Raw genomic sequence first — 15927 nt, 5'->3', positions numbered from 1 at the left:
GGGTATGGATAGAGAATATTCAAAGGTAAAGCTGAAAACAATTGCTTTTGATTTTACACAATAATCCGGACTTGACTTCTACGGGACATTCCCTTCAGCAATTCCGGAGAGTTTGTCCCATAGATCTCTTCTATGGGACATTCCCTTCAGCAGTTTCGAAGACTTTGTCTCATAGACCTTTTCTATGGGACATTCCCTTCAGCAATTCAGTTGATTTTGTCTCATAGACCTCTTCTATAGGACTTACACAAAAAAAGGTGGGGGCACTTGGAGCCCCCACTAAAGATTTAACCCGCGTTTTATGATAAAGGTAATCGGTTTTTGGTCTGTATCAAGCACCTTTACTCTTTCAGCACTTGTTTTCAAGCTGTCTAGTACACGATCCCTAATATAGTGATTGTTTTGTATGACACCACCTTGAAGAATTAGCTGAAATTCCTCCTTAGCAATTCCTGCTTTTTCAATTGTGGTTTCTAATAGGAGAGTTAGCTCCGCTGCAGCTTCGTCTAGTATCCCTTGGCTTACTTTATCTCCTAATTTATACGCCTCCTCCACTAAAGCGGTTAACGCGCCTACATCGTCAACACAATAGGCTGGACTATATACCCAATTATAAAGATCCTCTATCTTCTGAAATCCAAACTTCTGTAATATCAGCTGTGATAGGATCGTCTCTTTCTCTCTTCCATCGTTCATTTTCATGATGGATCGAATCGCTTCTTTCCCGATCCAATATCCGCTGCCCTCATCTCCCACTCGATATCCCCATCCTCCCGTTCGGAAAAAATTCCCGCGGCCGTCATGGGCAAATACAATCGATCCTGTTCCAGAGATTAAAAGAGCACCTGCCTTATTTTGGGTAGCACCTAATAAAGCAGATAAGCAATCATTCTCAACCAGCAGCATATGAGTGGCCAACCCTAGCTGCTTAATTGATTCTTCTACCATCTCTTGTACTTCTAACTCATCATTTGACGTATCGATCCCAGCGAGAGCAAACACCGTTTTCTCAAATCGGACTGGACCGCCATTAAGTGCAGCGGCTTCCGCTAATGCTCCCTGGATGGATGCAACAAGAGCCTTTATAGCCAGTTCCTTCCCAATCACTTGATAATTAGAAGCGCCTGCCTTGCCCTCTCCGAGAATTGAACCTGTACTATCTGTTATTACAGCTAGTGTCTTCGTTCCTCCTCCATCAACAGCAAGAAGATGAAAAGACTGATCATTCATCGACTATATTCCATTCTTTAATAATCGTTGTAACGTTTTCTTTTGAAACACGCAATTGGTCTTGCTTATCAATAAGCCAGTTTGATAAATCTGTCTGCTCGGCCAATCGGACCTTTATCGTTTTTTCTAATCGCGTTGGGCTTGGACCTCCTTGCAATGTACGAATTTGAACAAAATATTCCGGACTTAAGCATTCTAATAGTTCCTCTTTCGTCAAAGTAGATGGCTTCCCAACAATTAATTTTGATTGAACATTTAAAAGATCAAGCGTAAGAGCTTCAAGAGATTTATTTCCGTTTTTCATTAATTCCTTTACTGTAGCGCTTACTACATGGTGTGCCTGGCGAAATGAAAGCCCATCCGCTCTCACCATTGTATCTGCCAGTTCTGTTACGTTTGCAAAGCTCTCTTTTGCACGTTTCAGGAGGTTTTCCTTATCTACCTCCATCGTTAATAAAACAGATGATAGCAGTTCATAAACGCCGCCTAGCGTCTCCATGGACTTCCAAATATATGGCTGCATATCATCTTCTGTATCGACAATATCCCCAAATGGCGTATTGTGCAGCATAAGTAGGACGGTTTGACAATCGCCGGCAACACTGGATAAAAGCGCCCGCATATGTTCGATAGACACAGGGTTTCTCTTTTGAGGCATAATAGAACTAATCTGTACGTAAGGCGCAGAAAGGATAAAAGCTCCGAATTCTTGTGTTCCCCATAACAGGAAATCCTGAATAGACCTTCCCAAATTCAAGGCTGAAAGCTGAACGGCTGTAGCAGTTTCCGCTATATAATCTGCACCAGCAACCGCATCCCACGCATTATCAATCATGCCTTCAAACCCCAGCAACTCTTTCACCCGCTCCCGGTTGACAGCAAATCCTGAAGTAGTTAACGCTGCAGCTCCCATACTGCTTCGGTTCACGGTTTCATAAGCAGCCCGCAGACGCTTAATGTCACGGGTCAGCATATCTGTCATCGCATTAAAATAGTGTGCTAGAGTAGTAGGCTGTGCTTGCTGTGTATGTGTGTATCCAATCATAATTGTATGTTTATGTTCATCAGATAGTTCAATTAGAGCTTCACGCAGTGTGAGGGCCTTCTCCAATAAGGTCAAAATCTTTTTCCTTAGCGTCATTCGGTAAATCGCAATTCCCATATCATTCCGGCTTCTGGCAATATGCAAATTACCAGCAATATCCCCGGCGTCTTCAATTAAGTCATGTTCAACCTGAAAAAACAAATCTTCAAATTGCGGATTATAGTTTCCGGTCTTTATCTCTTCTATCTTTAAGCCGGAAACAGCCTTAGCAATCTTTTTTGCTTCTTCTTTCTCTACCAGTCCCTCTTCTACAAGCATAATTAGGTGAGCATAATGAATTTCGACCATTGAATCAATAAAGTGTTGCTTAGCCTCATTATAAGCTGGCTCTAACACCATAGAAGTATAGGTTTTTGACGGGAAACATGTGCCCTCTCTATCAATCATTCGTTCTCTAAGCGATGCTTTCACTGCAAACAGCCCTTTCCTGCAAATTTATTGATTTAACCAGTTTCTTATCAGTTCATTCATATGAATTGTCGCTTTATCTACAATTTTCTTTCCTGCTTCCACTGATGTTTGTTGAATAAGACCTGTATAGCCATCCCATGATTTCGGTGTTCCTTCTACAAGAATATAGGGAAAGCTGGACAGAGGGGCAGCACCTGCAAATTCTTCATCCTCTTCCCTTACCGTTACTAGGTCTGGACGGAAAGCTTTTACAGCCGACATTTCATATGGACCCCCATGCCCCCGCCCGCTTGTATTTTTAAAGCCGATTTCCTCTGCCGCATCGATCTCAACCATTTGCCACCAATTAACCAGCAGAAAGCTTACATCTGTATGGAGGCCAGTTACATACTCCGCAACGGTTCTGGAAACCCCCATATTCCCATCGTGAGCATTTAGAAGAAGAATTTTTTTAATCCCCTGTTGGATAACGCCTAATGATAGATCAATTAAATACTCTTGAAAAATCCCAGGTCTAATCGAGATCGTTCCCGCATATTTAGACGTTTTTCCAGGGCATGCTGTAAAAGGAATGGCTGGAAGGGTAATCCCTCCCAAGCTTGAATCAATTTTTCCCGCGAATCCATCTGCCAAAAAAATATCCGTTCCTAATGGAGAATGGGGACCATGATATTCGAAACTTCCAAGAGGTATAACAGCAAATGCGGCATTCTCTAACAACTTGAGATCTCTTCCATGAATTTCACTTGCCTTCAATGATAAAACTCCCTCCTAAATAACAGCTCCTGCCTTCCCGTTTGTTAATTTCTGAGAAATAAACAAGACAAAAATGATTAACAAGATTTGCAGCACGCCATATGCACAGGCAGTTCCAAATTGGAACGCATACATCTTTTGAAAAATGGCAACAGATAGCGGCATCGTAGAAGTGCTATAAATTAATATAGAAGCAACAAATTCACCAAGTCCTTGAACCATGGCCAGCAAGGTTCCTGCTAATATACCTGAAAAAGCCATTGGCACAACGACTCTTCTAAACGTATACCACCAGTTCGCTCCTAAGCTTCTAGCGGCTTCCTCGACCGACTGATCCATCTGCATAAGCGCTGCTGAGGTCGAACGGAAAATGAGTGGCAAATGCCGGACAAAATAAGCGAGCGGCAAAATCCAGAATGTACCGATTAATACTTGATTAAAGCTAAATACGGATGGCTCACTGAAAGCAGCAATTAAATTAACTGCGACAACTGTTCCAGGAAGGGCCCATGGAATCATAATTAAAATATCGAGGAGAGCCTTTCCTTTAAACCTTGTTCGGATCATGGCATAAGCTGCAGCAACCCCGAAAAGAATATTTCCAATGGTAGCAACAAAACTCATTTGCAAGCTGTTCCAGATTGGACGCCACGTTCGTTCATCGGTAAACAACGCAATGTAATGATCGAATGTGTAGGCTGGCGGAATAATTTGAATGGTCCATTCGCCATCCACCGAGAAAGAGATGAGTACGAGTACAAGAATCGGCAGCATGAGAATAATGACCCCGATAAAAGATAGAAACATAGAAAGGTATTTCATAAAAGGTGTACGCAGCTCTGTACGATGGACACTAATCCCTTTACTTTGGTTCTGGAAGTTACGTCTACCTTGGTACCATCTCATCAATATTAAGAAGGAGATGGAGACAATTGAGAGAATAGTCGATTGAGTAGCCGCCATATCTAGATTTCCGTTTGTCCGAGATAGATAGATTTGCATGGTCATTGTTCTCTCGACACCAAACATTAATGGGGCTGTGTAGGAAGCCATCGCAATCATAAACACTAGTAATGATGAAGCAACCATGGCTGGTGTTAACATCGGAAGAATAACCTTAATCCAAATACGGATTCTCCCTGATCCTAAGCTTGTTGCTGCTTCTTCCAAGGATGGATCAAGCCCTTTAATGGCTGCAGACGCAGTCAGATAAAAATATGTATACATGGTAAAGGTATGAACTACAATGACCCCGGTAATTCCTTTTAATGAGAAGGGAACGGACTCAAGATTAAATAAGGCTTGAAGCGATCTTGGTATAATCCCGCTTTCTCCATATAAAAACGTAAAAGACAATACACCAACTAAAGGGGGCAAAGCCATAGGAACAAGCACGAGAATGGACAGAATTTTCCTCCCAGGAAACTCATACCTTTCGATTAGAAAGGCCATCGTCACACCCACGATCGCACAAGTAATGACACTTATAACAGAAATATAGATACTGGTCCAAAGCGCCTCTAAGTTGGCTGTACTTTCCAGGCTAAAGAAACGTTTATAGTTTCCAATTCCAGCTCCTTCAGTACCTACCACACTTTGAATAAACGTTTGATAAAAAGGATAGATTACGTAGGCTAAGAGCACTAAGAAAAGAGGGGAGATTAAGATATAGATGAAATATTTAGATTGTGTAAGTCTTGACCACCAGCTCTCTTGCTGTGAAGCTGTTTGATTTGTATTCATGTTTTCACCTTCTGTTCGCTTGAATAAGTTCCATATAGAAAACTACTCATTTATAAAGTAAACACCCTTTTCTGGTACATAAAGGGAAATGGAATCTCCTCGATTAAGAATTTGATTTCCTTTATTAATAATCATGACTTTTAAAGTCGCTGATCCGACCTTAACAAGGTAATTGATGCTGACTCCCGTAAATTCAACTAACTGAATGGTTCCATGTAATTGATTTTGCCCTTGCCCCTCAAATATGGCTTCTGGACGAATCGAAAGCTTCACTTTCTTGCCCACTTCTAATTTTGGCTTATCAGCGGATGGGTCTAAAACCCCTTCTACTTGCAGATCACTATCTACTTTCACCTTCACCGTTGAACCACTTATCTCAATCACTTCGCCTTCAAGCATGTTTGCTTCACCAATAAACGATGCGACAAAATGATTCGCTGGTTTATTATATATTTCCTGCGGCGAACCGATTTGCTGAACAACGCCTTCTTTCATGACCATAATCCGATCAGACATCGTCATCGCTTCCGTTTGATCATGAGTAACATAAATCGTTGTTACGCCCAATTCCACTTGAAGCCTTTTAATTTCTAATCTCGTTTCTTCACGCAACTTAGCATCTAGATTGGATAAAGGCTCATCTAAAAGCAAAATATCCGGTTCAATAACGAGTGCACGCGCCAAGGCTACACGCTGCTGTTGACCGCCTGAAAGCTCATTAATCTTTCTATTTCCGTATTTATCGAGATGGACAAGCTTTTGTGCTCTTTCTACTTTTTCTTTGATGACTGCTTTCGATAATTTACGAACCTCAAGCCCAAAAGCAATATTTTCAAATACTGTCATATGCGGAAACAGGGCATAGTTTTGAAAGACCATTCCAATATTTCTTTTATTCGGCTGAAGGGTCGTTACATCCCGGTTATCAAAAAAGATCTTTCCCTTTGTTGGGTAGTAGAAGCCTGCGATCATTCGAAGGGTAGTTGTTTTTCCGCATCCTGAAGGCCCTAAAAAAGTGAAAAATTCACCCGGCTTTACATCGATCGCTACATTCTCAACCCCTTTTGCTGTTCCAAACATTTTGCTCACATTATCAAGTCGTACACTTTTCATCAAAAACACCTCGCTGGAGATAAAAGGGGGTGAAAAGACTCTTCACCCCTTTTAAAATTGACTATTTATTTTTCCCTTTAATATTTTCATCCCAATGCTGCATCCACTCAGCTTCTTTTTCTGCCATAACTTCCCAATCTAAATCCAATGATTTAAGCTCAATATCCTTAAACCATTCAGGCATTTGATCCGTATCAATATCCGTACGGGTAGGAATTTGATACAAGTCCTCCGCTAACGTTGCACGAGTTTCAGGGTCAAAAAGAAACTCATAGAATACTTTTGCATTTTCAAGATTCTTTGCACCTTTAACTAGACCAACTGCATCTACAAGAATAGGTGCTCCGCTCTTTGGATAAACAAAATCAAATGGCTGGTTATGCTCGTTTTTCTGCAATAAAATGTCCTGCAGATTCCATAAGGATAGAGAACCTTCCTGACGAGCCAGTTTTAAGTAAAGATTTGTAGGATCCTGGGCATATTCTTTTGTATTCGCATCAAGCTTCTTTAGCCATTCATAGCCAGCCTCTGGATTATCGGCTCCTTGCTCATGAATCATTGCTGAATAAATCGTTCTCATTGTTCCTGAAGCCAGTACGCCACGGATGATAATCTGATCCTTCCACTTTGGATCAAGCAGGTCATCCCAATCTTGTGGCGCTTCTTCTTTTGAAAGCATATCTGAGTTGATCATAATCACTTCTGGTAAAAGCATTTCTCCATACCAGCGGCCTTCAGCGTCTTTATGTTCTGGCTGAATGCTCGCATCAAAGCTCGGCTTGAATGATTCTAATAAATCTTCAGCCGCACCTGTCATAAAGGCAGATTGTGTACCTCCCCACCAAAAATCCGCTTGAGGGTTCGATTTCTCTCCACGAATACGTTCAAGAACCTGCTGCGCTCCCATTGTGAGGACATCAACTTGAATATCAGGGTACTTTTCATTAAACATCCCCACAACCTGATCAACAATCGTTTGATCACGTGCCGTGTAGATGACTAACTTTCCGCTGTTTTCTGCCGCTTTTTCCCCGCTTGAATTGTTTTCTTTTTCCCCACTGCTTTCATTGCCCCCGCCTGTAGAACTGCTGCATGCGGACAGGATAAGCATAAGTGCCATAATTAAAAAAACAAATAAACGATTCTTTCTAAACATGATGAACCCCCTTAAAATAGATTAATTTATCCTTAAAGCAGGCTTAGAATATATTCGGTGTTCTGGATGTATGAAGCCATATAAACCCGCTCTAGAACCAAGTGAATTAAATGCCTATTTGTGTTTCCTAGTTTAAAACGCTTTCATATTCTCGCAGGAATAGTGAAACAGCTCCAAGCACTTCTGCATTTTCTCCTAGCTGCGAGGTATTTAATTCTACTGAACTAGGAAGGTATTGATACACAATTTCTCGCAATCTAGGTAAAATATAATCCGACGATTTAAAGACACCGCCTCCTAATATAATGACCTCTGGATTTAGCAAACTAGCAGCATTGATGATTCCATAAGCTAAATGCTCAATCGCATCATCCACAACCACTCGCGCAGCTTCATCCCCTTCTTTCGCTAGCGAAAAGGCTATTTCACCTGTCAGTTCTGTATGACTGGCCTCCTCGAACATTGGATGATCTTGCTTTTTCTGGATAAGCTTAGTCAGTCTTTCACCGATTGCCTTCCCCCCAGCAACGCTTTCCAAGTATCCATAACGATGGAATATAGGTTTAAACTCATTTCTCATATCATTTTTATCAGTCACCATATACCCCATTTCACCTGCGGCACATGAAGACCCGCGATAAAGCTGATTATGAATAATAATTCCGCTGCCAATGCCTGTTCCAACAGCAATAAAAAGGATATTATCTTTTGCTCTCCCATTCCCCAGCCATTGTTCTCCTAGCGCCGCTACATTCACATCGTTATCTACAAATACCGGGAACGAGAAATAGCGCTTGGCTTCGATAATAAACGGATAACGTACCCAATTGATACTCGGCGCTTCAACTACCACACCATTGGTTGGTTCGGTAATACCAGGAATCCCTACACCCATTCCCAATATTTTATTTGAATCAAGCTCGTATACTTGAATCATCCCGTTTATTTCTTTATGAATTTGTTTCAGTAATCCTGTTTGTAAGTATTGAATTGTTTTGAAGCTGCTTGAGCATATAATATTTCCGACTAGATCACATATGACGGTTTTTACTTTCGTTCCGCCAATATCTGTTCCAATTACATAGCCAGCCTTTTCATTAAAACAAAGCTGAATCGGTCTCCTTCCCCCTTGTGAAGAAGCCATCCCTATCCCTTTTTCCAATACCCAATTTTCCTGAACCAATTCATCTACTAGCAGGGAAACAGTCGGCTTGCTAATTTGAAGCTTGGAGGCAATTTCAGCACGAGATATAGGCTGATTCTCTTTAATACATTGAAGAACTACCTTTTTGTTCGTTGTTTTCAACGGGACAGAATTTCTTTTACTACTCATGACATCACGGCCTTAATCGTTATGGTTAGTAAGTTTTATTAATTAACTAAAATATACAGGAGTGGATAATAATTTACAACAAGTTTTTTTAATTTTTTTAATAAATATATTTTTTAGATAATGGTTCTATATTTGGATATAGGTCGATATAACTAATTTAATTTTCTGAATATATAGATATTTACAAACACACATAGTTATAGGTACTATTAATGGAGATTATCCGTACAGTTAGTTAATTGAATTAACTAACTCACGAGATAAGATTGAGAAAGGAGGATATTTTTCCGCGCTTCGTTTATATTTAAATATGAAAGGGGTTTCAAATTTGAAAAAGTATTTTAGCTGGTTACTTTCTTTTCTGTTAATTGTTTCTTTATGGCCAATTGCAAGTCAAGCAACTGACACACAGGAACCTGATGTAGACCTCTGGAATGCTGTTAAGCCTCTAGAAACGACTGTCACTTTTGTCAATACTGGGGCACATCCGGATGACGAGAGAAGTGACTTTCTCGCTTATTTATCGAGAGGGCTTGGTGTCAAAACTTCAAGTTTAATTGCTAACCGCGGGGAAGGCGGACAAAATGAAATCGGAAGTGAACTAGACAACGGGCTCGGGATTATTCGCTCGAGGGAAATGATTGAAGCAGCAAAGATTACTGGTGTAAAGGCCTATCACCTTAGCGAGACAACCTCAGATGCGATTTATGATTTTGGTTTTTCGAAAACCCCTGATGAAACATTAGAAAATTGGGGCCAGGATCTTACCTACGAACGATTGATTCGCTTCATTCGTACGTATCAGCCTGATATTGTCATGCCATCATTCAGAAATGTAGATACACAGCACGGACACCATCGCGCAATGGAAATTTTGAGCGAAAAGGCGTTTAAGGATGCGGCAAATCCAGCAATTTTTCCAGAGCAGCTTAAAGAGGGCTTATCTGTCTGGCAGGTTAAAAAGCTATACTTGCCTGCTGAATCAAAGGACACTGCCACGACTTCTATTGAAATTGGAAAGTATGATCCAATTTATAAAATGACCTATCCTCAATTAGGTGAGGAATCCCGCTATATGCATAAAAGCCAAGGCATGGGCAGCGACATCCCTGCTGAACCAAGACAAGTACATCTGGAATTATTAGAGAGTGCTGTTAATACAAATGGCAGCAGCGATCTGTTTGCAGGGATCCCTTATAACTTTAAAGAGTGGGCACAAAAGCTTCCAAAACAAGAAAAAGACCTGCAAGTACACTTTACTAAACTTCAAGAATCGCTAAACTCCATCATCTCTGCTTATCCTAACAATGATCAAGTATTTGAAAAAACTCAAAAAGCTCTTAAGGACGTCCGACAGCTCCAAGAGAAAACAGATAAAGCAAAGCTTGACCCACAAGTAAAATCTGACCTGCTTCATAAGCTTTCGTTAAAAGAAGAGCAATTACAAACGGCAAGCGTGGAAGCCTCAGAGCTATCTGTTGAAACTAGCCCAGAAACAACCATTCTTACAAAAGGACAGAAAACAACTGTCAAGGTGAGCATTCAAAATAACGGAAAAAAGAAAATAAAGAAGGTAGCTGCTGAGCTAGTAGTACCGAAGAATTGGAAGGTTTCCAAAACAAAATCACCTAAAGACTTAGATCCTGGTAAAAAAGTTGAACTTCAATATGAAGTACAAGTGCCTAAAGATGCGGAATATTATCATGCATACCTTGATTCAGTCATCCGCACGAAGGTTCAATATGAATTTAATGGTACGCAAACTAGTCAAATCAATGAACTGAAAGAAACCATTGCCGTCTTGCCTGATGTCGGTATTACGTTATCTCCTGAAGACATTGTCGTAAATTCTGCAGATGTTCAGGAAGAAATCCCAGTCAAAGTTAAAGTCAAAAACTACTTTGACGGAAAAAACACTTCCTCTGTTTCATTAATCGTACCAGAAGGATGGAAGGTTTCACCTAGTAAAGAAGAGGTTGCCTTTACTGCTCAATTAGAGGAAAAAGAGGTTGCTTTCAAGCTGACACCTCCTTCTGATATTCAAGATGGCAGCTTCGCCATTCGTGCTGAAGCCACTGCAAACGGCCAAACTTTTGATTCAACCGTTCAGGAAATCAGCTATGATCACATCGGAACATTTTATTACATGTATCCTGCACAAGTAAATGGTGTGGCGTTTGAACTGTTAAAGAATGATCAGCTAAAAATTGGTTATATCGATAGCGGTTTCGATAAAGTAGCAGACTATCTAGCCAATACCGGATTCAACATTACAAAGCTTACGGAAGAGGATTTGGCAACAGGCGATCTTAGTCAATACGATACAATCGTGACAGGGATTCGCGCATACCTATCTAGAGAAGATCTGGTCAAAAACAATGATCGTCTCCATAAATATGTCGAAAATGGCGGTCACTTAGTCGTACAATACCATAAACCAAATGATGGCTGGGATGCTGAAAAGACGGCTCCTTACCCATTAACCATCGGGAACCCATCCATTAAATGGAGAGTGACAGACGAAAATGCAAAAGTCACTGTCCTCAACCCAGAATCTTCTTTATTTACCTACCCGAATAAAATTACTGATAGTGATTGGGCGAACTGGGTACAAGAAAGAGGATTATACTACCCAATGAAATGGGACAGCAGCTACGAAACATTCGTCAGAATGGGCGATCCAAATGAAGATCCTTTCGATGGCGGCATCCTGATGGCAAAACACGGAAAAGGGACCTACCTTTATACAAACCTTGTATTCTATAGGCAAATTCAAGGTCAAGTACCTGGCGGCTATCGCATATTCACAAACCTAATCAGCTACGGGGCCAATCAGTAATCTAGGACATGGGGTCAGATTCCTTGTCACGCCTATATAGTAGAATGACCTGCTAATAACCTAAAAAAATGTGTATACGCTGCGATCAATAAACGAAAAGGAAAGTTCTCTAAAGAAGATTCTTTAAGAACTTTCCTTTCATATTTCACCTGCGTCCCTTACCTAAATACATCTCAGCATCAGCCTGCTGCAGCATCCTATCCAAATTGGCCTGATCAGCCTTCATAATTGTTGATCTGCCAACACTTGCTGATACAAGGATTGGCACGCCAGCTACTTCAAACGGGCCAATCAGAGCCGATTGAATACGGGCGATAGCTGCACTTACCTTGGCATCATCTACATTGGATAGTAAGATGACAAACTCATCTCCACCCATCCGGCATAATAAATCCGTTTCGGCCATTTCCTCTTGAATTCTCTTCGAAACCTTTTGAAGCAAACGATCACCAGCATCGTGACCATATGTATCATTCACTTGCTTAAAGGCGTTCATATCGATAAAAATAATCGCTAATGTCCTTCCCAGCTTCTGCAGGCTTTCGAAACATTGCTTAAGCTTGTACCTATTAGCCGCACCTGTTAATGAATCATAATAGGCCAGCTTTTTTATATGTTCTTCCATCTGTTTTTGTTTCGTAACATCGATTAAGATTCCTTCTATTTTTGCCTTGCGTTCTTTTTCATTAATGAAAGACACACCTCGGCATTGCAGCCATATGATTTCCCCTTTGCTGTTTACAATTCGATATTCAGCTGTATGGGCCTCCCCTTTCTCAATCTCAAAAAATGTACGCTTAAGAATGTCAATATCCTCTGAATGGATGTAGTTACCAACCATCTGCTTGCCGCTAATCTCTAGTGTATCTGATAGTTCCGGCATGTTAGGCAGCCGATTGGATAAAGATAAAAGGTCAGTGGATCGATCATATGACCATGTAATAATATCCGTCTGTTGAAGCACATTGTTCAACTTACTGCTAGATTCCTCTTTCTTCTTCCATAAAAAAAGAGTCACTTTAATAAACAATAATAAAAAGCCCATCAAAAATAATCCGAAAATCAGAAAGAAAACAAAATCCCCGCTTGCCACATTCGGAAAAATTTCATTTCGAAAAGAAAAAAATGCATAAAATGTAAGAAGCAAGGATCCTATTCCCGCAAGCATTACTGCTCGATAGTTTTGGTAAACCGCACTTACTGGAAGACCTAGCCACATGAATAAGTAGTTAACTAAATAAGGTGAATCTGTCAGTAAAAAAAAGAAATAAAGATAGGTAAATATGACGATTGTATACATAGTTAATTCGGGGTTTATTTTTTTAATGATAAACAGCAGCAAGATTGACCCGAAAATAAGGAAAAGGATAACTGGCGGAAACACGCTAGCAATCCCCTCAATCAATATATTTATAAAAACTTGCACGAAATAAAATACAACAATCAAACTAAAAAGAATTACGTTTCGGCTATGAATGCCCTCTTTATCTATCATGCTCCATGTCAATCCTATTCAATAAAAATGATTTCTTATGTTAGTACTATAACCTATTCTAGCATTTTGCAAAATGATCTTAGTAAACATCAGATTCCTATTCGTATATGTTAAAATAAAAAGCATATCATTGCAGGAGGACGTTCAAATTTGATTGAAACTTTATTACTAAATTTTCTTTTCTTACTGATTCCCGTTCTAGCGTATCTTATCTTTTTTGAAAATAGGAAATTATACTTTAGTAAATATATACTCATTATTCTTGCATCCATATCCATGCTTCTTTGTATGACCTTCCCTATCTATTTAGATAACGGATTTATTTTTGATTTACGATTGGTTCCTTTTATCCTTGCTATTCTTTATGGAGGATACAAAAATGCCTTCTTCATTTATATCTTTCTCAATGTTTATCGTTTCTATATCGGCGGGGATGGCATCTTCCAATCCTTTCTTTTTTCGACCCTGGTTTTTGTCCTGGTATCCTTATCCAGCCGAAAATTTGTCAGACTGCTGCCTCGGCATCGAATTTATTTTGCAACAGCCGTTTCTTTTATTACAATCATTTTCTACCTGACGACTTTAAGTTTTCAGACATCATTAAACAAAGAGTACTGGATTTTATCCATTCATGCACTAATGGCCCAAGTAATTATGATGGTTGTTCTTACATGCCTGTTAGAGAAAATTATCGCAAACATGAAAGCACGTGAAGCTTTTTTACAATCAGAAAGATACCATCTGATCAGTGAGTTATCAGCAAGTGTTGCCCATGAAATAAGAAATCCGCTTACTGTAACAAGCGGCTTTCTGCAGCTGTTAAGTAAATCAGAATCGATATCGCCAAAGGAAAAAACATATGTTGAATTTTCATTACAGGAATTAAACCGTGCCGAACAAATTGTGAGTGATTTCCTAGCCTTCTCCAAACCTCAATCGGATAAAATGGTGTATTCCGATTTAAAAGAAGAAACAGAGTATGTGAAAAACATACTGATCCCGTATGCTCGCATGCATAATGTCGATATACAGCTTTCCTTTCATAACTCATTGGCTAAGAAATTCGATAAAAGCCAAATGCAGCAATGCCTAATTAATTTATATAAAAATGGCATTGAAGCAATGAAAGAGAAAGGCGGCATCCTTTCTATTGAAGTTTCAGAGCACAATAGGAATATCCTTATTACAATTAAGGATACAGGAAACGGCATGACCGCTGAGGAGGTTTCCAATATAGGCAAGCCCTACTACTCTACTAAAGTGGAAGGCACTGGCCTTGGCATGCTTATGGTGCATAGTATCATCCATAAACTGAAAGCCCAAATCAAAGTCGAAAGCGAAAAAGGAAAAGGGACTACTTTTACGATTACGATTCCTGTTTAAATGCATGCGATAAAAAAAACCTGCTTTCTCCTTCACTAGAAAGCAGGTTTTTTTCTTAACTCAGGGGATTCATCAATACATTATTTTCATATTGAACAGGGGAAACTCCTGTAACCATAGAATATTAATGATACATGAAAAATTTAGAGAGATAAGTGAGGAAACTTCCATGGATCACGTTCTAATTTTAGGGGGCACACAATTTTTTGGCAAAAGGTTAGTCCATACGCTTCTTGAGAATGGAAAAAAAGTGACGCTAGCCACTAGAGGACAAAAGGCCGATCCTTTTGGGGACAAGGTACAAAGACTAGCCATCGACCGCGAAGACAGTCAATCATTGAAAGAAGCTTTTGCAAACCAAACATTTGATATTGTCTACGATCAATCATGCTTCTCCCCTCAAGAAGCATTAGACTCAGCGAATGCATTGCGCGGGAAGGCACGAAAGTATATTTTCACTTCCTCTCAAGCGGTATATGATTTCGGTACCAATCGGACAGAAGAGGAATTTGATCCCTATCATTTCTCATTCAACTACAAATCAAGACAGGAATACCCTGGATATTTAGGTTATCAGGAAGCAAAAAGAGCTGCAGAATCTGTCTTATTTACACAAACTGACTTTGAGGTTACAGCCGTCCGGCTTCCAATTGTTATCGGGCCGGATGATTATACGAAGAGGCTAACATTCCATGTAGATAAAGTGAAAAAAAATGAACCTATAGGAATAGAAAATCCCGATGCAAGATACAGTTTCATTCACTCTAAAGAAGCGGCTGAGTTTTTATATCTGATGGGGGCATCCTCTTTCACAGGCCCGATAAATCCAGGCTGTGAGGAGGATATTTCATTACTAAAATTAGTAGGCAAAATAGAGAAACAAACAAGACATAAAGCAATCATCACTAACATACTGACGAAAGAAAACACGTCTCCGTATTCTTTGCCTGGTCCTTGGTCGATAAATACGAATAAAGTGAAGCAGCTTGGCTATACATTCTCTAGTTTAGATTCTGTTTTAGAAGAATTAATAATGTAAATGGGCAAGGGGCAGATCGTTCCTTGCTCCTTTTTTGTTAAAAATTCTGTTTTGGATATATTTTTCTTTAATAAACACGTTTGGTTACACTTCTCCCATACCACTGATTGTTCCTCTTCTTTCAATCTTTCTTCTATTTCGGGAAACATTAACCTTGATTGGTTCCTCTCCACACTATTTTTCTTCTGTTTCGGAACCAATAACCCTGATTGGGTCCTCTTCACTCTATTTTTCTCTTGTTTCGGAACCAATAACCCTGATTGGGTCCTCTTCACTCTATTTTTCTCTTGTTTCGGGAACTAATAACCCTGATTGGGTCCTCTT

11 protein-coding genes are annotated in these 15927 nt (G+C 39.9%); 3 read left to right on the top strand and 8 right to left on the bottom strand.

What is annotated here, in order from left to right; genetic code table 11:
• Positions 1 to 279: 279 nt before the first annotated feature.
• From ASU02_RS01985 to ASU02_RS01955, 7 genes are all read right to left on the bottom strand, one after another.
• Positions 280 to 1230, bottom strand: a complete 951-nt coding sequence (locus ASU02_RS01985) for an N-acetylglucosamine kinase (RefSeq protein WP_057760417.1) — start codon at positions 1228 to 1230, stop codon at positions 280 to 282.
• Entirely contained in the window at positions 1223 to 2746 is a 1524-nt protein-coding gene (gene argH, locus ASU02_RS01980; RefSeq protein WP_232426115.1) for an argininosuccinate lyase, read from the bottom strand. The genes ASU02_RS01985 and argH overlap by 8 nt, the downstream gene beginning before the upstream one ends.
• Before the next feature lie 24 nt (positions 2747 to 2770).
• Positions 2771 to 3502 carry a creatininase family protein gene (locus tag ASU02_RS01975; RefSeq protein WP_057760414.1) on the bottom strand — a complete coding sequence of 244 codons (732 nt, stop codon included), beginning with the start codon at positions 3500 to 3502 and terminating at the stop codon, positions 2771 to 2773.
• Positions 3503 to 3517: 15 nt separating this feature from the next.
• Positions 3518 to 5245 (bottom strand): ABC transporter permease, encoded by a 1728-nt coding sequence (locus ASU02_RS01970; protein WP_057760412.1) that lies wholly within the window; start codon positions 5243 to 5245, stop codon positions 3518 to 3520.
• Between the two features lie 42 nt (positions 5246 to 5287).
• Positions 5288 to 6358, bottom strand: coding sequence for an ABC transporter ATP-binding protein (locus ASU02_RS01965; RefSeq protein ID WP_057760410.1), 1071 nt, complete (start codon positions 6356 to 6358; stop codon positions 5288 to 5290).
• Between the two features lie 61 nt (positions 6359 to 6419).
• A complete protein-coding gene (locus ASU02_RS01960) occupies positions 6420 to 7514 on the bottom strand; it encodes an extracellular solute-binding protein (RefSeq protein WP_057760408.1) in 1095 nt (364 codons plus the stop codon).
• A gap of 127 nt (positions 7515 to 7641) precedes the next feature.
• Positions 7642 to 8847 carry an ROK family transcriptional regulator gene (locus tag ASU02_RS01955; RefSeq protein ID WP_057760406.1) on the bottom strand — a complete coding sequence of 402 codons (1206 nt, stop codon included), beginning with the start codon at positions 8845 to 8847 and terminating at the stop codon, positions 7642 to 7644.
• Between the two features lie 328 nt (positions 8848 to 9175).
• On the opposite strand from ASU02_RS01955, the gene ASU02_RS01950 reads away from it, so the two are divergent.
• Positions 9176 to 11686, top strand: coding sequence for an NEW3 domain-containing protein (locus ASU02_RS01950; RefSeq protein WP_057760462.1), 2511 nt, complete (start codon positions 9176 to 9178; stop codon positions 11684 to 11686).
• 145 nt (positions 11687 to 11831) lie between these two features.
• On the opposite strand, the gene ASU02_RS01945 is transcribed toward ASU02_RS01950, so the two are convergent.
• Positions 11832 to 13181: a sensor domain-containing diguanylate cyclase gene (locus ASU02_RS01945; RefSeq protein ID WP_057760404.1), complete on the bottom strand. Its 1350-nt coding sequence runs from the start codon at positions 13179 to 13181 to the stop codon at positions 11832 to 11834.
• 150 nt (positions 13182 to 13331) lie between these two features.
• On the opposite strand from ASU02_RS01945, the gene ASU02_RS01940 reads away from it, so the two are divergent.
• Together ASU02_RS01940 and ASU02_RS01935 are read left to right on the top strand one after the other, a co-directional pair.
• Positions 13332 to 14564, top strand: a complete 1233-nt coding sequence (locus tag ASU02_RS01940) for an ATP-binding protein (protein WP_057760401.1) — start codon at positions 13332 to 13334, stop codon at positions 14562 to 14564.
• 169 nt (positions 14565 to 14733) lie between these two features.
• Complete coding sequence (locus ASU02_RS01935) at positions 14734 to 15603, top strand: NAD-dependent epimerase/dehydratase family protein (RefSeq protein WP_057760461.1); 870 nt, start codon at positions 14734 to 14736, stop codon at positions 15601 to 15603.
• Positions 15604 to 15927 lie beyond the last annotated feature (324 nt).

It is taken from the genome of Cytobacillus praedii (assembly GCF_001439605.1).
In the GTDB taxonomy this organism is placed as follows: domain Bacteria; phylum Bacillota; class Bacilli; order Bacillales; family Cytobacillaceae; genus Cytobacillus; species Cytobacillus praedii.
Note: the sequence above shows the minus strand (reverse complement) of the source record. Positions and strands in the feature narration are given on the sequence as shown.

Bases quoted from the DNA above. Each gene is read 5' to 3' on its own strand.
- ASU02_RS01985 (WP_057760417.1), bottom strand. From the start codon at position 1,230: ATGAATGATCAGTCTTTTCATCTTCTTGCTGTTGATGGAGGAGGAACG.
- ASU02_RS01970 (WP_057760412.1), bottom strand. From the start codon at position 5,245: ATGAATACAAATCAAACAGCTTCACAGCAAGAGAGCTGGTGGTCAAGA.
- ASU02_RS01965 (WP_057760410.1), bottom strand. From the start codon at position 6,358: ATGAAAAGTGTACGACTTGATAATGTGAGCAAAATGTTTGGAACAGCA.
- ASU02_RS01960 (WP_057760408.1), bottom strand. From the start codon at position 7,514: ATGTTTAGAAAGAATCGTTTATTTGTTTTTTTAATTATGGCACTTATG.
- ASU02_RS01955 (WP_057760406.1), bottom strand. From the start codon at position 8,847: ATGAGTAGTAAAAGAAATTCTGTCCCGTTGAAAACAACGAACAAAAAG.
- ASU02_RS01945 (WP_057760404.1), bottom strand. From the start codon at position 13,181: ATGATAGATAAAGAGGGCATTCATAGCCGAAACGTAATTCTTTTTAGT.
- ASU02_RS01935 (WP_057760461.1), top strand. From the start codon at position 14,734: ATGGATCACGTTCTAATTTTAGGGGGCACACAATTTTTTGGCAAAAGG.